General features: G+C 63.1%; 16 protein-coding genes. 6 read left to right on the plus strand and 10 right to left on the minus strand.

The window, feature by feature from the left end; all coding sequences use genetic code 11:
• Nucleotides 1-43 precede the first annotated feature (43 nt).
• Nucleotides 44-2,203: a S46 family peptidase gene (locus EC912_RS10055; RefSeq protein WP_132143516.1), complete on the minus strand. Its 2,160-nt coding sequence runs from the start codon at nucleotides 2,201-2,203 to the stop codon at nucleotides 44-46.
• A gap of 170 nt (nucleotides 2,204-2,373) precedes the next feature.
• On the opposite strand from EC912_RS10055, the gene tdh reads away from it, so the two are divergent.
• The 3 genes from tdh (at nucleotide 2,374) to kbl (ending at nucleotide 8,415) form a co-directional block, all read left to right on the plus strand.
• The gene (tdh, locus tag EC912_RS10060; RefSeq protein WP_132143858.1) at nucleotides 2,374-3,396 is read left to right on the plus strand and encodes an L-threonine 3-dehydrogenase; all 1,023 of its coding nucleotides are present in this window, start codon (nucleotides 2,374-2,376) and stop codon (nucleotides 3,394-3,396) included.
• A 151-nt stretch (nucleotides 3,397-3,547) separates the two neighbouring features.
• Nucleotides 3,548-7,162 carry a DUF748 domain-containing protein gene (locus EC912_RS10065; protein WP_132143518.1) on the plus strand — a complete coding sequence of 1,205 codons (3,615 nt, stop codon included), beginning with the start codon at nucleotides 3,548-3,550 and terminating at the stop codon, nucleotides 7,160-7,162.
• Between the two features lie 53 nt (nucleotides 7,163-7,215).
• Nucleotides 7,216-8,415: a glycine C-acetyltransferase gene (gene kbl / locus EC912_RS10070; protein WP_132143520.1), complete on the plus strand. Its 1,200-nt coding sequence runs from the start codon at nucleotides 7,216-7,218 to the stop codon at nucleotides 8,413-8,415.
• On the opposite strand, the gene EC912_RS10075 is transcribed toward kbl, so the two are convergent.
• The 4 genes from EC912_RS10075 to EC912_RS10090 form a co-directional block, all read right to left on the minus strand.
• Nucleotides 8,375-9,193: a pseudouridine synthase gene (locus EC912_RS10075; protein WP_132143522.1), complete on the minus strand. Its 819-nt coding sequence runs from the start codon at nucleotides 9,191-9,193 to the stop codon at nucleotides 8,375-8,377. The two genes, kbl and EC912_RS10075, sit on opposite strands and share 41 nt — an antisense overlap.
• Before the next feature lie 315 nt (nucleotides 9,194-9,508).
• Nucleotides 9,509-10,093 (minus strand): C40 family peptidase, encoded by a 585-nt coding sequence (locus tag EC912_RS10080; RefSeq protein WP_343136947.1) that lies wholly within the window; start codon nucleotides 10,091-10,093, stop codon nucleotides 9,509-9,511.
• A 348-nt stretch (nucleotides 10,094-10,441) separates the two neighbouring features.
• Nucleotides 10,442-11,128: a YggS family pyridoxal phosphate-dependent enzyme gene (locus tag EC912_RS10085; RefSeq protein ID WP_132143526.1), complete on the minus strand. Its 687-nt coding sequence runs from the start codon at nucleotides 11,126-11,128 to the stop codon at nucleotides 10,442-10,444.
• Nucleotides 11,125-12,567, minus strand: coding sequence for a M20 family metallopeptidase (locus EC912_RS10090; RefSeq protein WP_132143528.1), 1,443 nt, complete (start codon nucleotides 12,565-12,567; stop codon nucleotides 11,125-11,127). The genes EC912_RS10085 and EC912_RS10090 overlap by 4 nt, the downstream gene beginning before the upstream one ends.
• A gap of 196 nt (nucleotides 12,568-12,763) precedes the next feature.
• Between EC912_RS10090 and EC912_RS10095 the strand changes: the two genes are divergently transcribed.
• From EC912_RS10095 to EC912_RS10105, 3 genes are all read left to right on the plus strand, one after another.
• Nucleotides 12,764-13,087, plus strand: coding sequence for a ComEA family DNA-binding protein (locus EC912_RS10095; protein ID WP_243649214.1), 324 nt, complete (start codon nucleotides 12,764-12,766; stop codon nucleotides 13,085-13,087).
• Between the two features lie 113 nt (nucleotides 13,088-13,200).
• Entirely contained in the window at nucleotides 13,201-13,662 is a 462-nt protein-coding gene (locus EC912_RS10100; RefSeq protein WP_132143530.1) for an SET domain-containing protein-lysine N-methyltransferase, read from the plus strand.
• Nucleotides 13,663-13,684: 22 nt separating this feature from the next.
• Entirely contained in the window at nucleotides 13,685-14,224 is a 540-nt protein-coding gene (locus EC912_RS10105; RefSeq protein WP_132143862.1) for a GNAT family N-acetyltransferase, read from the plus strand.
• 63 nt (nucleotides 14,225-14,287) lie between these two features.
• On the opposite strand, the gene EC912_RS10110 is transcribed toward EC912_RS10105, so the two are convergent.
• The 5 genes from EC912_RS10110 to EC912_RS10130 all read right to left on the minus strand — a co-directional run bounded on the left by EC912_RS10110 (nucleotide 14,288) and on the right by EC912_RS10130 (nucleotide 21,045).
• Nucleotides 14,288-15,199, minus strand: a complete 912-nt coding sequence (locus EC912_RS10110) for a hypothetical protein (RefSeq protein WP_132143532.1) — start codon at nucleotides 15,197-15,199, stop codon at nucleotides 14,288-14,290.
• Complete coding sequence (locus tag EC912_RS10115) at nucleotides 15,196-17,427, minus strand: M1 family metallopeptidase (protein ID WP_243649216.1); 2,232 nt, start codon at nucleotides 17,425-17,427, stop codon at nucleotides 15,196-15,198. The genes EC912_RS10110 and EC912_RS10115 overlap by 4 nt, the downstream gene beginning before the upstream one ends.
• 89 nt (nucleotides 17,428-17,516) lie before the next feature.
• On the minus strand, nucleotides 17,517-18,410 hold the full coding sequence (locus tag EC912_RS10120; RefSeq protein ID WP_132143534.1) for a 2OG-Fe(II) oxygenase: 894 nt from the start codon (nucleotides 18,408-18,410) through the stop codon (nucleotides 17,517-17,519).
• Between the two features lie 83 nt (nucleotides 18,411-18,493).
• Complete coding sequence (locus EC912_RS10125) at nucleotides 18,494-19,993, minus strand: hypothetical protein (RefSeq protein ID WP_132143536.1); 1,500 nt, start codon at nucleotides 19,991-19,993, stop codon at nucleotides 18,494-18,496.
• A gap of 185 nt (nucleotides 19,994-20,178) precedes the next feature.
• Complete coding sequence (locus EC912_RS10130) at nucleotides 20,179-21,045, minus strand: 2OG-Fe(II) oxygenase (protein ID WP_132143538.1); 867 nt, start codon at nucleotides 21,043-21,045, stop codon at nucleotides 20,179-20,181.
• Nucleotides 21,046-21,059 lie beyond the last annotated feature (14 nt).

The raw sequence follows: 21,059 nt of genomic DNA on the forward strand, positions 1-21,059 counted from the left end.
AGGAGCGGGCTTGGCCGCTCCTACAAAAAAACCAGCGATTTCTTCAGTGGGTTTCGGCTGGTACGCCCAGTTCCTTCAGCAGGGCCGGGGCCGGATAGACCTTATCCATCAGCCAGCGCATATAGCGCATGTCCACGTGGATGGCGCGCTTGTAACGCGGGTCGTACATCCAGCTGGCGCTGACCGCTTCCCAGTTGCTGTCGAAGTTCAGACCGACCAGTTCGCCCTTCGCATTCAGTACCGGCGAGCCGGAATTGCCGCCCGTGGTATCGAGGTTGCTCAGGAAGTCGACCGGCATCGCCTTCAGCTTCGGATCGGCGTACTGGCCGAAGTCCCCTTTGCGGATGGCGTCGAGCAGCGGCTTGGGTGCGTCGAAAGGTTGCTTGCCCGTGTTTTTCTCGACGATGCCGGCGACCGTGGTCACCGGCGCGTACGTCACCGCATCGCGGGCCACCAGCGGCGTGACCTTGCCGTAGCTGACGCGCAGCGTGGAGTTCGCGTCGGGATATACCGCTTTGCCCTGCTTCTCGCGATAGGCGATCAACGCCTGCATGTATGCGGGACGCAGACGAAGGAGATCGCCTTCGCGCGATTTACGCTCGTCCTCGATCCGCAGCAGTGCGGGCTGGAGCTTGTGGGCGGCAACGAGAAGCGCATCGGAACTGCCTGCGATGTCGGCGGGCGATGCCTTGAACAGCCGGGTACGCTCGGCCTCGGCGCCCATTTTTGTCGCGCCGTAAACGCGGTCGAGCGTTTTGGCCAGATCCGCGGCGGTGCGACCGAACACGGCATCGAATTCCGGCAGGCGCTGGGCATCGGGCAGTTTCTGGTAACGCGTGACCAACGCCGTGACCAACGCCTTTTCCACGCGAGGATCGTACCGGCGTTGCGCCTGCTTCAGCTGGCTCTGGATCAGTTCCTCGTCGCGCTGCTGATAGCCGGACTCGCGCTCGGCATCGGGTTTCGGACGCTCGACGGCCAGCCGGTCGATGGCCAGCGCGCCGCGCATCAGCTGCGTCTGGGAGGAAAGCAGGCCCACCAGCAGATCGCGCTCGCGAACGTCCTTGCCGGCGGCGATCAGCTTCATCGCTTCGTCGATTCGCGGCTTGAGCGTCTTCGCATCGGGCTGGGTAGCCAGCCAGGCAAGCATGGCGGCCTCGTCCTCGCGGTGAATGGTCACGGCGTCGCTGCGCTCCAGGCCTTCGAGTTCGCCGCTGAAGCGCTTGATGCCGTTCTTCAGCGACTGCAGCTGCGAGGCGTATTTGATGCCCGCATCGCGATCGGCCTTGCCCTGATCCTCGATCACATCCTGCAATTGCTTAAGCACCTCCACCGAGGCAGGCAAACGCCATTCGATCTGATCGGCGAATTCGGCCGCCGTGCGGTGGCGATAGGTAATGCCCGGGTAGCCAGCCAGCATCACGAAGTCGCCATCGGCTACGCCTTCGCGAGCCACTTGCAGGTGCGACGGCGGATGATAGGGCTTGTTATCCGGCGAATAGTCGGCGGGCTTGCCATCGGGCCCGACATAGGCGCGCAGCACCGTGAAGTCGCCGGCGTGACGCGGCCAGACGAAGTTGTCGATCTCGTCGCCGTAGTTGCCTATGGCGCGCGGCGGCGCATAGACCAGACGCAGATCGCGCAGTTCGAGCTGCTTCACCAGATAGAAATCGCGGCCATAGAACATGTTCGCGACGCTGCAGCGATAGCCCTGCTCTTTTTCGCATTCGGCGACCAGCGCCTTGCTCGCGGCATCCACGGCGTCGTAGTAAGCGCGTCCCGTCTTGCCCGCGGCACCGGCCAGCACGCGATCGGTGACTTTGTCGAAGCCGACCGTCACGCGAAGACGATAATCGGGATTGGCGGGCAGCTCGCCGGCACGATCCGGCGCGACATAGCCATCCGTGATCAGGTCGCGATCGGGTTTGCTGTTGTACTGGATGACGCCGAACGCGACGTGGTGGTTGGTTACGACGAGGCCGTCGGAGGAAACAAACGCCCCCGTACCGCCGCCGATCCGCACCACCGCGTTCAGCGGCGCCTTCGTCAGGTCGGCCAGATCCTTCGGATCGCCCTTATAGCCCGCCTCGCGCAGCGCCTTGCCGATGGTCGGCAACTGCGCCGGCATCCACATGCCCTCGTCGGCTTTTACATCCAGCGCAAGCGCCATGGCTGCTCCCAGCATCATTGAGCGGATTCGCATGTCTTTCCTTACCCCTGTGAACATTACGGAACCGGTCGACCATAAAGGGTCGCGTGAAGAGGGGCAATGCGGCAGCGCACAACGGCCCACCCCGCCATGGGCGTTCTATAATCGGCGTTTGGGTCTCCTCCCCGAGACCTCCCCACGAGACGATCGCCATGCAGCAGACGATGAAAGCCCTGGTCAAGCGCAAGCCCGAACAGGGTATCTGGATGGAGGAAGTGCCGGTCCCGCAGGTCGGTCCGAACGAAGTACTGATCAAGATCGAGAAGACCGCGATCTGCGGTACCGATCTGCACATCTACAAATGGGACGAATGGTCCCAGCGCACGATCGTGCCGGGCCTGACTATCGGTCACGAATTCGTCGGCCGCATCGTCGAGATCGGTCCGGGCGTCACCGGCTACAAAATCGGCGACCGCGTGTCGGCCGAAGGCCATATCGTCTGCGGCCATTGTCGCAACTGTCGTGCCGGTCGCCAGCATCTGTGCCCGAACACCGTGGGCATCGGCGTCAATCGCAACGGCGCTTTCGCCGAGTACATGACCATGCCGGCCTCCAACCTCTGGCCGATTCCCGACCAGATTCCGTCGGAACTGGCAGCCTTCTTCGATCCGTACGGCAACGCCGCGCACTGCGCGCTGGAGTTCGACCTGATCGGCGAGGACGTGCTCATCACGGGCGCGGGTCCCATCGGCATCATCGCCGCCGGCATCGCAAAGCACGTTGGCGCGCGCAACGTCGTCGTCACCGACGTCAACGATTACCGCCTGAAACTCGCGGCCGACATGGGCGCCACGCGCGTCGTCAACGTCACGAACCAGTCGCTGAAAGACACGGTCAAGGACCTGCACATCGAAGGCTTCGACGTGGGCCTGGAAATGAGCGGCAATCCACGCGCGTTCAACGACATGCTCGACTGCATGTACCACGGCGGCAAGATCGCGATGCTCGGCATCATGCCGCGCGGCGCGGGCATCGACTGGGACAAGGTCATCTTCAAGGGCCTCACGCTGCAAGGCATCTACGGCCGTCGCATGTACGAGACCTGGTACAAGATGACCCAGATGGTCCTCACCGGCTTCCCGTTGCAGAAGGTGCTTACCCACCAGATCGCGATCGACGATTTCCAGAAGGGCTTCGACCTGATGGATGCGGGCAATTGCGGCAAGGTCGTCTGTTCCTGGAACTGAGTCCTGAATAACTCCCGTCGTCCGTCGACGGCGGGAGTTCCAAAATACCCTCGGCCGAGTAGACTCGGACGACATGCGGGTCAGGGATTGTGGCGGTGCCGGCAATAACGCCGCACCATCTGCTCGCGGACCTTTCCGGAGCACCATCCGCATGGCCGAGAGCAGTCTTCCAAAGGGATCACGGTTGGCTGCGGGGCGCGAACGCGCCCGCACCCTCTATAAGTCGCATCGCCTGCGCAAAACCCTTCTGATCCTTCTGGCGATCGTCGTACTGTTCGGCCTGCTTGGCTTCTTCGCGACGCCGCCCTTGCTGAAAAGCCAGCTCGAGACGCGCGCAAGCGCCGCGTTGCAACGACCGGTGACGCTGGGTGGCGTCCATATCAATCCCTTTACCCTGCGCGTCGAACTCGATCGGCTGCATATCGGCGAACGCGATGGCAAAACGCCCTTCGTCGACGTCGACAAGATTGTCGTCAACGCATCCTGGTCCTCGCTGTTCCGCCGCGCGCCGATCCTGGACGAACTCTCGCTGCAGCATCCGCAATTGCACCTGGTCCGCACCGCCGACCAGAAATACAACTTCTACGATCTCGTCGAACGCTTCATGACCCGTCCCGCGGCACCGGACGAACCCCCGACCCGCTACGCGCTGTCGAACATCAGCATCCATAACGGCGACATCCAGTTCAAGGATGCCGTGCACGACGTCGACCATCGCGTGGACCAGCTGGAACTCGGCGTTCCTTTTATCGCCAACCTGCCCAGCGACACCGACATCTTCGTCCTTCCTTTGCTGTCGATGCGTGTCGACGGCAGTCCCATCCATATCGAAAGCAAGGCAAAACCATTCGCCGCGGTGCGCGATTCGGCGACACATTTCAAATTCGACAAACTCGACCTGCCGCGCTACCTCGCCTATGCACCGTTCGCGATGCCGGTGGCGGTAAAGCGTGGCCTGCTTTCCGGCGACCTCGAACTGCATTTCCTGATGAGCAAGCCAGCGCCGCAGATGCAACTGACCGGCACGCTGACGATGGACGACTTCGTCGTCACCGCGAGCAAGGATGCGCCCCTGCTGGAACTGGGTCACGGCACGATCGCGCTGACCCAGGTCGAACCGCTGATCTCGCGCCATCACTTCGGTGCGATCGACCTGCAGCGCGCGACCCTGCATTACACACGCATGGCCGGCGGACATAGCAACTTCGACGCACTGACCGGCGGCGCCTCCGCGCCGGCCAAACCCGACGAACCAGCAACCCAGATACGTATCGACGCGGTAACCCTGCAGGGCTCCCGCATCGACTACCAGGACCTCAGCGGCAAAGCCCCGGCCGGATTGTCGCTGGACGATATCCACGGCAACCTGCGTGGCCTGTCCACCGTCGCGGGCCCGGCGGGCAGCATGGATCTGACCGCCGGACTTTCCGGCGGCAGCCTGGCCGCCAGCGGCAAGCTCGACCTTGCCAAAAGCAACTACACCGGCAAGATCGGCCTGAAGAAGGTCGCCCTGTCTCCACTGCTACTTCTCGCGCCGCCGATGATGAACGCCGATGTCTCCGGCGGCACCATCGACGCTGACGGACAGGTGCAGGCAACCTGGAGTCCCACGCTCAACGTCCATCTGGAGCCGGCGACAGTCAGCCTCGAGGACTTCGCCCTCGCATCGCATGGCGGCAAAGTCACACCCGTCGCGTGGAAGACGTTGAAGGCCGAGATCGCCAGCTACGACATGGCTGGCAGCGAAGCGCATCTGAACCACCTCACGCTCAGCGGACTGAAGCTGGACGTAAAGCGTCTGCGCAACGGCACGATCGATCTGACCGGCCTGATGCTGCCGCCCGTCAAGGGCGCACCGGCTACCCCCGCCTTCCGCTGGAGCGTGGCGCACCTCGGCCTCGATGACGGCGCTGTGACCTTCCTCGACACCAGTATCGAAGGCAGGCCAAACCCGGTGAAGCTGACGGCCGACAAGTTCGGTATCGACGACCTGTCCAACGACATGCGCAAACCGCTGAAGCTCGATCTCAATGGCAGCCTCGGCAAGGGCGGCGCTTTCGCGGTCACGGGTACCGTGCGTCCCGAGCCGGTGAATGCCGACCTGAAGATCAAGGCAAGCCGACTGGATCTGGTGCCGCTGGTGCCCCTGATCACTGTTCCCCTGAACGTACATATCGTCAGCGCGCAGTTGGCGCTGAATGGACGGCTACGCTACACGGATCGCGGCAGCGCGCCGGCCAACATCGACTACCGCGGCCAGGCCACGCTGGGTCGTGTGCGCGTGCAGGACAAGGTCAGCGGCGACGACTTCCTGCACTGGACGTCGTTGTCGGCCAGCGGCACCGAGCTACGTATGGGCGAAGGCGCCCCACACGTGTCGGTGGGCGGACTTGCGCTGGACGATTTCTATGCACGCGTGATCGTCAACGCCAACGGACGCATGAACCTGCAGGACGTGGTGGCGAACCAGACCCAGGCGCCGGTTTCGGTCACCCGCACGCAAGACGGCAGCACGCCGAAGCCGGCTACGCCTGCATCCGCACCCGTGCCGCCCGCGCCGCCCGTGGATACCGGTCCCAAACCGGAAATCCAGATTGGCCAGATCACCCTGACCCGCGGCCAGCTCAATTACACCGACAATTTCATCAAGCCCAACTACACGGCGAATGTCACGCAGCTCACCGGCAAGATCGGCGCGTTCGGTACGGCTGGCAGCGGCCCGCCGGCCGATCTCACCCTGCAAGGCCAGCTCGACGACAACGCGCCGGTGACGATCGACGGCACGATAAATCCACTGGCTCCGGTCGCATTTCTCGACGTAAAGGCCAAGGCCGATGGCGTGGAACTCACGCATCTGTCGCCCTACTCCGGCAAGTACGCCGGTTATCCGATCACCAAAGGCCGCCTCACCGCCGACGTCCACTACCTGCTCGACCAGGGCAAGCTCACCGCGGACAACCACATCTTCATCGACCAGCTGACCTTCGGCGATCGCCTGGAAGGACCCGGCATCAGCCATCTGCCGGTCAAGCTGGCGGTTGCGCTGCTGAAGAATTCGCAGGGTCAGATCGACGTCCATGTACCGGTATCCGGTTCGCTGGACGATCCGCAATTCAGCATGGGCGGTCTGATCTGGCGTGCCATCGGCAACCTGATCATGCGCGCGGTCACCTCGCCGTTCCGTCTGCTCGCCTCGGCGGGCGGCAGCGATAAGGATCTTGGCTATGTGGCCTTCGCGCCCGGCTCGGCCGTACTCGACACGGAGGCGCAGTCGCGCCTGACCGATATAGCCAAGGTACTCAACGACAAGCAATCGCTGAATCTGGACATCATCGGGCGCATCGACCCGGCGAAAGACGAGATCGGCTTGCGCCAGGTGATGGTTCAGGACCTCGTGGTCAGGGAAAAGATGGACGACGAGGGCGACAGCAAAGACGCCGACCCCACCGCGGTAAAAGTCGACCCCGCCGAATACGACAAGTACCTGGAAAAAGCCTACAAGCATACGAAGTTCCCGAAGCCGCGCAATTTCGTGGGCCTGGCCAAATCCGTGCCGTCGGACGAAATGAAAAGCATGCTCGAGACGAACATGCCGGTCGATCAGGATGCATTGCGCCACCTCGCCGAACGGCGTGCCGACGCGGTGCGCCAGTGGTTGCGCGGCAAGGTCGACGACAAACGCATCTTCGTCCTCGCGCCCAAGCTCGATGCAAAGGGTATCGACGATGAAGGCAAGACCACACGCGTGGATTTCGGCCTGCACTAGAGCCAATCGGCCGGGGGGCTCATAATCGGCGTTTCCCGTTAAGGAAACTCCCCATGAGCTACCCCGGCCAGTCCCGCTTCGCCAGCGAACTCGAATCGATCCGCGAACAGGGTCTGTTCAAGAGCGAACGCATCATCACCTCGCCGCAGTCGGCAGAGATCGTGCTTGAAGACGGCCGCAAGGTGCTGAACTTCTGCGCCAATAATTACCTCGGCCTGGCCGATCACCCCGACGTGATCCAGGCGGCCAAGGACGCGCTCGACACCCACGGCTTCGGCATGGCCAGCGTGCGCTTCATCTGCGGTACGCAGGATCTGCACAAGCAGCTGGAAGCGAAGATCGCCGAGTTCTTCGGCACCGAGGACACCATCCTCTACGCCGCCTGCTTCGACGCGAACGGCGGCCTCTTCGAGCCGCTGCTAGGCGAAGAAGACGCCATCATTTCCGATGCGCTCAACCACGCATCGATCATCGACGGCATCCGCCTGTGCAAAGCCAAGCGCTTTCGCTACGGCAACTGCGACATGGCCGATCTCGAGGAACAGCTGAAGGCCGCCGACGCCGCCGGTGCGCGCACCAAGCTGATCACCACCGATGGCGCGTTCTCCATGGACGGCTTCGTCGCCCCACTCGCCGAAATCACCGCCCTGGCCGAAAAATACGGCGCGCTCGTCCACATCGACGAATGCCACTGCACCGGGTTCCTCGGCGACACGGGTCGCGGCTCGGCCGAAGTACACGGCGTCCTGAACAAGATCGACATCTTCACAGGCACGCTCGGCAAGGCACTCGGCGGCGCACTGGGTGGCTTCACCACCGGCCGCAGGGAAGTGATCGAGATGCTGCGCCAGCGTTCGCGCCCGTACCTTTTCTCGAACTCGCTGCCGCCGCATGTCGTCGCCGCCGGCATCAAGGTTTTCGACATGCTGGCCGCCGCCGGCGACCTGCGCGACAAGGTCAAGGAAAACACGCGGTACTTCCGTGAAAAGATGACCGAAGCCGGTTTCGACATCCGTCCGGGCCAGCACCCCATCGTGCCGGTGATGATCTACGACGCGAAACAGGCCCAGGCCATGGCATCGGCCCTGCTGGACGAAGGCATCTATGTCACGGGCTTCTTCTTCCCCGTGGTGCCGCAGGGCAAGGCACGCATCCGCACGCAGATGAGCGCAGCGCACACGCGCGAACACCTGGATCACGCCATCGACGCATTCACCCGCGTGGCCAAGCGCCTGGGCGTCCTGCCGGCCTGACGCTCACGCCCTGCGCACCGCGCCCGGACATGGGCGTCGCGCGCAGGGCGTCCACTTCCGCGGAACTCAGATGCCGCCACTGCCCCTTGGGCAGCTCGCCGAGCGTCAACGAGCCGATGGCGATGCGCACCAGTCGCACCACATCGAAACCCAGCGCCGCCAGCAGACGGCGGATATGGCGGTTACGCCCTTCATCCAGCGTGACCTCCAGCCAGGCATTGCGCTCGCCCTGACGTAACAGCGAGGCGTGGCGCGCACGCAGGAAGTCGTCGCCGTCGCGCACGCCTTCGCGCATGGCGGCCAGTGTCGCCTCGTCGGGCGTACCGGCCACCTGGACGTGATAGGTCTTGTCCACGTGCGTGACAGGCTCGGTGATGCCCGCGGCCCACACGGTGTCATTGGTGAGCAGCAGGAGGCCTTCGCTGGCCTTGTCCAGACGCCCCACCGGACCCAGCCATGGCAGGCCGGCCTCGGCCAGCGCGGTGTAAACCGTATCCCGGCCGCGCTCGTCCGCCGCGGTGGTAACCAGCCCGCGTGGCTTGTTCATCATGATGTAGACCTGCGCCACCGCCTCGGCGCCACCGCCATCCACTTCGATGCGCTCGGGACCGGCGATCGGAAACTCCGGATCGAGCACGACACGGCCGTTCACCGTAACGCGCCCTTCGCGCGCCAGCCGCTCAGCCTGGCTGCGGGAGCAGATGCCGCGTTTGGACAGGACACGGGCCAGCCCGAAGGTAGGCGTGGTTTTTCGGGGGTGGGAAGGCTTGTGGATCATCGCTAAAGGTTAGCGGACCGGTGCTTTCTGTGGGAATTGCTCTCTGTGGAGCGCGCCTGCGCGCGAAAGCCTACGGAGCGAAGAAGGCTCGGTGCTCACATCGCGAGCCCGCAGATCTGGCCACGGATGCCACGTACGGCATCTATGCTTCGTAGGCTTTCGCGCGCAGGCGCGCTCCCACAGAGAACAACGGAGAGCACAGAAAGCACCGGGCATATCGCCAGCGGCTACGAAGCCAAAAAAAAACGGCGGGCCGAGGCACGCCGTTTCGGAAAATACGTTGAAGGAGGACCGTTAAGTGCGTTCGATAAAACCTTAAATCCTCGCGATGCCTTCCGGACGCTTCGCACCGACGAAGTGCTTGGCCCAGTATGCCTCGTTGAGGCTGTCGACGCGGACCGTCTTACCCGCCGAGGGCGAGTGGATGAACTGGCCGTTGTCGATGTAGATACCGACGTGCGAGACGGCCTTGCCGCGGGTGCGGAAGAAGACCAGGTCGCCCATCTTCATATCGTTGCGCTTGACCTTCAGGCCGGCGAGGAACTGGCTGGCCGAATTGGACGGCAGGTCCAGACCGATGCTGTGGCGGAACACGTAGCGGACGAAGCCGCTGCAGTCGAAACCCGTCGACGGCTGGCGGCCGCCACGGTGGTACCGGATATCGCGAAGCTTCATGGCAAAGGCCATGAGGACGTTACGGGCATCGCCATCGACATGACCGGCAAGTTTGTCGGTCGCGTCCGCAACCAGGCTCTCGTCGTCGCCGTCGTCGCCTTCATCGTCGGTCTTCGCCACGGCAGCCTGAGTGGCGGCGGGCTTCGTGATCGCGGTCAGGTCGGGAACCGTGGACTGGGCAAGCGCGGTAGCTGGAGCAAAGACAGGCAGATCGGTCAGAAGCAACGAGGCGGACTCGCTAAGGCCAGCCGGGGGCGTAACGTTTTCGGCAAAAACAGGTGTAACGGCGGCGGCACATGTAAGGGCTAACGCGAGAGCGGTCAGTCGCTTTAAATGCATGAGCGATAAGGCCTTTCTTTCGGTGAGTTGAGCCGCCTGCCATGCTGACGACCGTGAACGAGCGGTGAAGTTAGCAAAGGACTCCCCCGCAGTTGTTGGCATAAAGTTAAAAAGGGGCCGATCTAGGAAATATTCAGATAATTCGCAAGAACCATCGATCGAAGCGGTGCGAATCTGAACGGCTGGCCCGACCCTCTTAACCTTCTGTCCTCACATTCGTGAATTCACAGGGCATCAGCCGCGCGACCCGAAAATGGCGCTGCCGATACGCACCTCGGTGGACCCCTCGGCAATGGCCAGACCGAAGTCCCCGCTCATTCCCATGGACAGCCGGTCGATGGCGAAACCGCCGTCCCGGGCCCGTTCGCGGCATTCCGCCAATGTGCGGAAGCAGGTACGCACATCCGCTTCGTTGTCCGACGCGATGGCGAGCGTCATCAGTCCGCGCACGCGCAGACTGGAATAGGCGCTCATCGAGCGCAGAAACCCCGGAAGGTCTTCGACGGCAAGGCCATATTTGCTGGGCTCTGGCGACGTCTTTACCTGGATCAGGCAATCCATCGCCCTGCCCTCCGCCTGGAGGTAGCGGTCGAGCGCAGCCGCCAGTTCGGGGCGATCGAGCGACTGCACCTCGGCGGCCACGCGCGCGACATCGCGCGCCTTATTGGTCTGCAGGTGACCGATCATTACCCAGTCGATACCCGCGCCGGCAAGAGGCGTGGCTTTCGCCACGATCTCCTGCACCTTGTTCTCGCCGAACCGGTGCAGGCCGAGCGAAACGGCTTCCTCGACGACGTCGACACCGAACGTCTTAGTGACCGGCAGGATCGTCACGTCGTCGACCGCACGCCCAGCCTGCACGCACGCTTGCGCCACCCGCTCGCGTACGGCCTGCCAGCGCGCGGCCAGCGCGCCGGTCATGCGCCGGATACGTGGGCGAAGTGGCGGGCGACGACGTCGGCCACCACCATGCTCACGCGCTTGCCCGTGGGAATGTGCAGGAACTCGTTGGGACCGTGCGCATTCGAGTGCGGACCGAGCACGCCCGTAATCAGGAACTGCGCCTGCGGGAATTTCTCGCCGAGCATGCCCATGAACGGGATGCTGCCGCCCTCACCCATATAGGCTGCCGGCGCGCCGAAATAATGCTTCGATGCTTCGGCCACGGCGTCTTCCAGCCACGGCGAAAGCTGCGGCGCGCTCCAACCGCTGCCGTCTTTCTCCAGATCGAACGTGACCTTCGCGCCGTACGGCGGATCGCTTTCCAGCAACTGTTTCACGAACTGGCCGGCCTTCGCGCCACTCAGGGTCGGCGGAACGCGCAAGCTCAGCTTCACGGAGGTCTTCGGACGCAGGACGTTACCCGCGCTGTCCAGTGCGGGCATGCCGCCGACACCCGTCACGGCGAGCTGCGGGCGCCATGTACGGTTGAGCACCAGCTCCGTCAGATCATCGGTCACCGGCTTCATGCCTTCCACGAACGGGAACTTGTCGTAGACCGCGGTGCCAAGCACCTCGGCCGAAAGACGCGCCTGCTCGACACGCTGCGCCGGAATGTCCACGTACAGTTCTTTCGGCTTGATATTGCCGTTTTCGGGATCTTCCAGACGGCTGAGCAGATCGCGAAGAATGCGGAAGCTCGACGGCACGACACCCGAAGCGTCACCCGAGTGGACGCCCTCTTCCAGCACCTGCACGGTGAGATTGCCGCCGGTCATGCCGCGCAGCGATGTGGTCAGCCACAGCTGGTCGTAGTTGCCGCAACCGGAGTCGAGGCATACGACGAGTGCGGGATTGCCGATGCGGCTGGCGAGGTGATCCACGTAGTACGGCAGATCGTAGCTGCCCGATTCCTCGCAGGCCTCGATCATGATCACGCAGCGCGCGTGCGGAACGTTCTGGTCCCGAAGCGCAAGCAGCGCGGCCAGCGACCCGAAGATCGCATAGCCGTCGTCCGCACCGCCGCGACCGTAAAGCTTGTCTCCCTTGATGACCGGCGTCCACGGACCGAGGTCATCGGCCCAACCCGTCATTTCCGGCTGCTTGTCGAGATGGCCGTAAAGCACGACCGTCTCGTCCGTAGCGCCGGCAGCGGCGCCCTGGGCGGGGATATCGATATAGATAAGCGGCGTACGGCCCTCGAGCCGCACCACTTCGAGCGTGGAGCCGGGAAATGCGGCGAGCTTGCCGCGTGCCCAGGTCTCCATCAACGCGACGGCCTGATCCATGTAGCCGTGTTCGGCCCACTTCGCGTCGAACATCGGCGACTTGTTCGGGATACGGATGTATTCGACCAGCTGGGGAACGATCTCGGCGTCCCAAAGGCCGCTGACGAAGGACGAAATGCGGGAAGTGTCCATGCGGGCGTTACTCGGCGAGGCAAAAAGGTAGTGTACCAGCGACCCCGACGGCGCCGCCCACAGTGCCGTCGGCAGAGTGCCCGGTAAAGACGGGCTGCAGGCCGGGGCACCGCCGACGCCCGGACCGATTGGCCCGGCGAAGCGCGCGACGCAGAGTGCTTCGGCGCCATCCGGCGCTCCGTCCAAGGAGGACATCTTGAACCGTCTGTCCATCATGCTCGCAGCACTTTTCCTCGCCGCTCCCGCGTTCGCGTCGAGCCCGGTCAACATCAACACGGCGGATGCCGCCACCCTGGCGCAGTCGCTGGATGGCGTCGGCCTCAGCAAGGCCGAAGCCATCGTTGCCTGGCGCGAAGCCAACGGCGCATTCGAGTCCGCCGACCAGCTGACCATGGTCAAGGGAATCGGCGCATCGCTCGTCAGCCGCAACCGCGATGCGATCCGCCTTGGCGACAGCCCCAAACCGGCCACCCGGGCCAAACCCGGCAAGCGCGCCGCAGCCGCGGACACCGAGCACTAAGAGGGCATACCGCCGCCGTCGGCAAGCTGCGCTACACTCGCGCACCTTGCCGACGGCTACCCGCGCGATTCCGCGCCCGAGCCCAGTCCGGCCCCAGGGAGCCGTACCGCACCATGATCCTGCCGCGTTATCGCATCGCCGCGTCCAGCATTCCGGGCGCGGGCAAGGGGCTTTTCATGGAAGAAACCGTGGCCGCCGGCCGCATCGTCACAGCACCGGACGCCATCGACCGCACCTATCCCTGGGCCGAACTTTCGTCGCGACCGGAGCTGGCCGATCAGCTGTTCGCCAGCGCCCGCTGGTTCGAGGATCGCTACACCGTTTCGCCGGACTGGCCGGACGAATGCTATGTGAATCACAGCTTCGACCCGACCGGACTATGGCATCTGGGATTTATATTCGCTCTCAGGGACTTACCCCAAGGCACTGAAATTACAGTCGATTATCGCCATCTTCTGCCTCCGGGCGAAGAAGAAAGCTTTATCGACAGCCAAAGTGGTGAGAAAATAATCGGCTTGTCCTGGCAGGAGAGCCTCGCGGCGTCTACCCACGCCCTGGCTCGCCTGCTCGGCTGACTCACTGGTCAATCTGATGGCAATGCTCGACATCCCTGTTCTGGAAACGGCGCGCCTGCGCCTCACCGCTCTTACCGAACGCCACTTCGACGAATACGCGAGCATGCTCGCCGACGCCGACAGCACGCGCTGGATCGGTGACGGTCAGCCGCTGGATCGCATGAACGCCTGGCGTTCGATGGCGATGCTGCTCGGCCACTGGGCCTTGCGCGGCTGTGGCATGTGGGCCATCGAACTGAAGGACACCGGCCAGTTCATCGGCCGCGCCGGCCTCATGCATCCCGAAGGCTGGCCCGATCTGGAACTGGGCTGGATGCTCAAGCCCGAGCATCGCCATCACGGTTACGCCACCGAAGCCGGCGAAGCGATTCTTGCCTTCGCGTGGAACGAGCTGCGCGCGCAGCGTGTCATCAGTCTGGTGCGCATCGGCAACGAAGCATCGGACCACGTCGCCGAGCGACTTGGCGGCGAGCACATCGACAACATCGATTTCCTGGGCGGCGCGACCCACCTGTTCGCTTACTACCCGCCCCACCGCGAAAGCCGCCGCGCAGCGGGCTAAGCCCGCCACGGCAGCGTTGTTGCAGGAGCACCCGTAGGAGCGCTCCTGCAACATAAAGACGCCCTAAAGCGCCGGCGCGAAATCCGTCCTGCGACGACGCGCATTCGTCGGCTGCGCCACGCCCGCCAGCGCATACAGACGCGCCGTACGCATCCACGCCACGACCATCACTCCCAGCTGCGTAATCGCGAACGCCGCGACGAACCCGCCACCGCCTGCCGCCGTCGTATGCCCGCGCCAGCTGGCGATCACGGTGGCAAGCGCATAGCCCATGACGGTGATCGCGAGATAAAGCCCCAACGTCGTAAACGGGCGTCGCAGGAACTGCATGAATCCACGCCACAGCGCACGCAGGGCCGAACGCAGTCCCAGGTCGACCATGAACTGCGCGCGCGCCGATTCCACGATCGACTGCGCCAGTACGAAGCACAGGATCGCCGCACCCAGTGCCAGGTTCGTGCCCAGGTCGGCCTCGCTGGGAAGCAGTGCCGCGTCGGCGTGTGTATCGCCCATATTCAACGCCGTCTGCGCCAGGAATCCGAACAGGCCGTAAGGCACGAACGAAATGAGCAACAGCCGGAACATGCGGCCGTATTCCGTGCCGCCACCCTGCATCAGCCCACCGAAACCGAGCGAACGACCTGCCCTGCCGCTGGCGATCACCATGCCGGTAAGGAACGGCGACAGAAATACGGTGAGCAACAGGCCCGCAACGAAGGCGCCATTCAGGGCCGAACCGCGCTGGGCTTCCGACATGACGTCGCGAAACATCAGTCCATCGAAGTGCTGCGCCCATGTATCGGCGTGCACCGATTGAGCCAGCAGCGAATCGAAGACATGCCATACGGGCAACGCCACCACCAGCGTCGGTAGCAACGTGATCAGCACCCAGCAGATCAGCAACCGCCATTGAAGCCCGGCGGTCAGGGCGCTGCCGAATGCAGCGAATGCGGAACGTCGCGTATATCCGTTCATAGCGTTCCCAGGAGCGCGTAAAAGCCTTGCAGCAAGGCAGCGATGTCGCTGGCCCAGCGGCGCGACGCATTGTGGTTGGACTTCACGGTGCGGGTATCGTTGAGCTTGTTCGCGTCCAGATAAATTTTCCGGTCCGGATCGAGCTCGGCCGACACGGCCTTTGCCGGTTTGACGAATTCGAAACGTGCCCAGCGACGATCGTCGTCCCAGGTCAGGTTTTCCACGGAACCGTCCGCAAAAGTCACGCGAACCGTTTCGGGCACCTGCGCGCCGTTCCGCCACACGGTAACGGTCGTGCGATAGGGGAACGGACCAGTGTCTTCCTTCGCATCGGGATGCGCCTTCTTCCACGCTTCCCGCTTTTCGTCGATTCGCTTGTCGTTATCTTCGCTGCTGATTTCGGTGCGTTTGCCATTCACCGTCGACGTGCCAGGCAGGGGCAGCACTTCCTCGCTGACCAGCTCCTTGATCTCGTTATCGACCGTGTCCGTGCCATACACGTATTGATCGAATATCTGATCGACGGCGCGCCGGTTACCCGATACTTCGATCAGCGTCGCCTGAAGATCGGCGGCGGAGGGATGGCGGAAATGCCAGGTCGCGTAGTACTGCTTGAAGGCGCGCTCGGTCACATCCTTGCCAAGACGCTCCTCGAGGTCGTGCATCGCCGTCGCGGTTCGCGAATACACCGTGCCGTAAGCGGACGTGGAAAGACGATCCCAGGAATTTTGCCCAAGCGGATCGGCCGGACGGGTCAGCGTTGCGGTCAGGCGTTCCAGCGCGAACACCGACATTGGTGCCTCGACGCCGAACCAGCGATAAAACGGTGTCGTGAGCCAGACTTTCTGTCCACGCTCGCGCAACATGCGCTCGTCCCAGTATTCGTTCAGGCCTTCGTCGAGCATGGGCTCTTCGAATTCGTTCGTCGCAAGCAAACCGTAAAAATAGCCGTGACCGAACTCATGGATCGTCACGAAATCGAGCATGTACTCGTTGAGCGTACCCGGCTTTACCGAGTCGTAACTGTCCGCGGTGAAGAACGTCGGATACTCCATACCCCCGGCTTCGCTCGCGTTCAGCGGTGGAATGACCGCCGTCACCGTCTTATACGGATAGGGTCCGAGCGTCTGCGAAAAATAGGTCAGCGAATCCGTCGAGGCTTTCATCACCGGCTTCGCGTTCGACGTGTACTCCGCCGGATAGATCACCCGGACCTTGACCTCCGGGCTGCCTGGGCCCTGCCAGGTCGTATCCATGGTCTTGTAACCCTGCGCGGCGACCCAGGCGAAATCGTGTACATCGCCCTGCGTGAAGTGCCAGACCAGGTTATTGCCATCGGCGACCGGTTCGCCCTGTTGTTCGCCGACGGCGCCGACCACATAGTCTTTCGGCGCGGTGATGTGCACGTCGTATTCGCCGAAGTCGGCGAAGAACTCGCTGAGGAAATGAAACTCGTGGACGTTCCAGCGCGGAGCCGTAGCACCACGTTCGCCGGGTAGCTCAAGAACGCCGATCTTCGGGAACCACTGGGCAACGAGGTTGAATTTGCCGAAATAGCCGGTGCGTTCGATGACGCGGGGCAACTGGCTATGGAAGGCCATATCCAGCGTGACACTGCCACCGGCCGGAACGGGCGCGGCAAGCTCCACGCGGACCACGGTGCGATCGGTCGTCGGGCCGCCGTCGGGATGGACGAACGACCACTTCAGCGCCGCGCCATCCTGTTCGACCTTGCCCAGATCGATATAACCCCATTCGCCTTTCTTTACCTCCGCCAGACCGCGCCCGCCGCCATGGGCGGCGAGCGTGCGGCGCTCGGTAAAGAACGTGCTGCCTTCGCTTTCGAAAGCATTGAGATACAGATGCAGGTACACCGTCGACACCGGACGATCGCTACGATTGCGCCAGGTCAGCTGCTGCTGGCCGTCGACCGCATGTTTATCGGGATCGAGTTTCGCCTGGATGCGATACGACACGACACGATCAGATAGCGTCGCCTCCTGCCCGGTACGTGGGCCACCCCACGCGTTCGCCGCACTGGGCACGCGCACCGCGGCCGCATGCGGGGATGCGAAGGGAATATCCCCAAGCACGGGTGCAGGCGTGGCCACCGCGACAGTGGAAGCGCCTGCCGGCAACGTGGTCGCCGTCTGTGCCATCCCCAACGGCGATAGCGCAAGCGCTCCCGCTACGAAACAACCGGTGATCCGTCGTGCCATGCGCTGCATGGATAGCCTTCCCGCCCCTGTAATCCTTGAGATTGCGCTGTGCGGCGGGCCGTCGATATAGGCCAGAGGTCATGGATGGCGAATCGTCCTCAGTAGACGCACGCCCTCTCGCGCATCCACTTCGTCAATATCCATTTCTCACCGCTGCCCAACGGCGCTCCCGCATGCAGCGAAAGCGGATCGGAGGCACCGGTCGCATCGGTGTATTCGAAGTACAGCGCCTGCCCCTTTCGCGGCACGTAAGAAAACCCGATCTCCGGAAACACGGTCTCGCCACCCGACTGCACATCGCACAGGTACATGATCAACGTCGAAACGCGCTGGCCGCCAATGGCCAGGTGTGCGTCGCTTCCCGGGCTGTCCAGAGGAAAGAAATCGCAATGGGGAACGTACTCGCCACCCGCGCGATAGCGCACCAGCTGAAGCGGTTCGCCGTGCTCCGGAGCCATCCCCATGATCGCCGAAGCGCGCGCCTCGATACGACGGATAAGCTCGTTCCCGCCACGCTCGAAGTAGCAGCCTTCACTGGTGCGAATGTCCATCACCATCTCGTCGCCGGTTTGCGTATTCATGACCTTCGAACGGGAAAGTTTCGGTCGCCCCATGGACCGCATACGGTCGCACTCCTGTGCGGAGAGCACGTTGTCGAGTACCGCGATAATGGGACGCTTTACCCGGGTGAGGACACGAACATCGCGATCCACCGCATGGATAACGTGCCCGGATGGCATCCGCGAATCCGTGTCGAACGCGCCTGCCTCGTCTGCCGGACCTTTTCCCAACGACCTGAGCGGCGCTCTTTGCCACGGCGCCGGCGCGCCGGTCAGCCGGGCAAAAAATTCCTCGATCACCTCGCGAGCCGCTGTCTCGTCGAGGCGCTCCCGCGCCATCTCCGCAAGCAGATCCCTGGCCGAACGCCCTGCCTTGCCGGCCTCGGCGAGCCACGGCGCCCATTCGCGCGCGAACCGCATCTGTTGCTCCATACGAGTTTCCTTGAGGTCGGGTCAGGTCCATGAAGCCGCGCGACTCATCGGACCGATAACCTGGTCACGCGGCTTCCCACAGGTCAGCCTTTCTTTCCAACATTGGGCGGGTCTTGAATGAGTGCGACGAACTGCGGAATCGTCTGGTCGATGTATGCGCGCTGATACTCGATAGCTCCCGTCGAACTCGCCACCTGGTCTCCATTCATATCGAATGCCCAGGCTTGCGGCGGCGGCGGTACCGGCGGCGGCGGCGGCGGCGGCGGAATCGGTGCGGGTGCGGGTGCGGGCGTCGGGCGCGATCCCCAGGCCCATAACAACCACCAGCAGAAGAAGAACCTGGCGTTTACATCCGTGTCCGACGTCCAGTAGTAGCACGGAGCGAACCTTCCGCCCGCCCAGCCCAGATACTCGGCAACGTCGTAGCTGTCTGCCTGACCGCTGAGATAGCTGCGCCACAAAAACTCGAAGTCGCCAAGCATGGGAAAGCGCCAGCCCGTCGGAGGTAGCGCGGCCGCTCTGGCGAACGGGGCTTTCCCGTTACCGTCGAAACCCGGCCCCTTCGTATAGTTCTTCCAGACGAAGACACCGGTAACGGTGACTACGTAGGATGCCGATGCGCCTTTCGTATCCGTCGCCGTGATACGCGCCGTGCCGTTTCCTGTCGCGAGGAGTCTGCCTGTCGCCGATTCGATCGTAACGACCGAATGGGCATCGGCTTCCAGAGACTGGGCCGAATACGTATAAGGCGGCGTACCTCCCGTCGCGGTACGTGTGTAATACGCCGCCGGATCGGGAACCAACGGGGGCTTTACCACCCCATTGCTGTCGAGCGCAACGGCGTACGGATAGGTGTCGTGAGTGTAATCGGTACCAAACGCGATTCCCGCGGCGGGACCGGCAACGACTTTTACCGTATTGATCGCCGAACGCTGGGATGTCGTGGTCCCGCGCTTGATTTCGTAGGATATTTTGAACTGCCTTCCGATGTTGTTCGCGAGGCCATTGGCAACCGTGGCTTCAAGGAACTGATCGGCACTGCCCGCGGGAGGATTGAACGTCGCTGTCACCGGAGGAAATGGCTCGGGCTGGCCCGCTGCCGCATAGGCAAAATAGAACGTGACGATATCGCCCACTTGCAACTTCGCAGCGGTTGTCACGCGTACCACGAGGTCTGGCACCGATGCGTTGACCTGGTTGTTTGTCTCGCGCATGACTCGCGGCTCCGGAAGAGCCACGCTGGCAAAACTGTTCGTCAGACCTAACGGACGCGGATCGGACCTTATGCCGTCCAGCTTGTAGTAAATACCGACCGACGCATCCGCCTTCGTGGCGGCATCGTAGAGAGTCTTTAACTTTGTATAGTCGATGGTCAGGTCCACCGGTGCGTTGGCCACGAACACCGCCTCCGAGCCGGACACTTCGCCGCTACCCTCGGCAAACGCCTGGACGATTCTCCCGGGTCCAGGAAGGGACGGTACTCTGACGACGAGCTGGGTTCGCGTGTCCGTATAGAAATCGATTGCCGGCGACGCGCCAGCAAAATCCGGTAGATCAGGCGCAACATTGGCTTTAGTGCTCATAAGCTCTCTCCGTAAGGAATGCGGGCCAGCAAGTGACGCCGCTCGACTCTCCACGCGCGCTCGGACAGGCGCAATACAACTTCGGTTGTAGGCGAATCGAAGACATGCGGGAGCACTTGCCGCGTCACGCTGGCGACATGTCAGGACTTACGGGATATCCGGGGGAAAAAGCGAAGAGAGCCGGCTCAGCCGGCGAATGCCCGTTCGCGCATCCACTTCGTGACGATCCACTTCTCGCCGCGACGCACGGGTGCCCCGCCGTGCAGCGAAAGCGAATCGAGTTCGCCGGACGCACTGGCGTATTCGAAGTACAGGGCCTGACCCTTCTTCGGGATGTAGTGCAGGTCGATATGCGGAAAGATCGTCTCGCCGCCGTCGTCCGCGTCGTTGAGATACATGATCAGGGTCGAGACACGCTGGCCACCGGATTGCAGGTGCCGCTCGCTTCCCTTTTCGTTCGGCGGGAAGAAATCGTAATGCGGCACATATTCACCGCCCACACCGTATCGCATGACCTGCAAGCCTTCGCCGTGTTCTTCGGAAAGACCCATGATGGCCGCCGCGCGTACATCGATGCGGTGGATAAGCTCGTTTTCCGCACGATGGAAATACGCGCCCTCGCTGGTACGTATGTCCATCACCGTGTTCGTACCCGACTCCGGCGCCACGACCGCCGAGCGGGCCAGGCGTGCCGACGCCATGGCGCAAAGCGCGGCGCATTCTCCGGCGTCGAGCACGTTGTCCAGCACCGCGATCACCGGCCGCGCCACGCGAAGCAGGACACGCACGTCGCGATCGACCGCATGAATGACGTGCTGCGGCGACAACCGGCTCCCCCGTTCGCGATAGCGCGGGGAGACATATTCTTCCGGTCGATCGGGCGACGGGCCACCGAAGACCACATCGGCGATCGCGCGCCGTGCGATGCCCTCGTCGAAACCGTTATCGCGCATGGTGGCAAGTAGTTCGGCCGGCGCGGACCCGCCGTCGATGGCTTCGACAATCCAGCGTTGCCAGTCGGGGGTAACGTCGACGTGCCGACCGTTGTTCATCGCGGTTATTCGTT

Source organism: Luteibacter rhizovicinus, from assembly GCF_004342265.1.
GTDB lineage: Bacteria > Pseudomonadota > Gammaproteobacteria > Xanthomonadales > Rhodanobacteraceae > Luteibacter > Luteibacter rhizovicinus_B.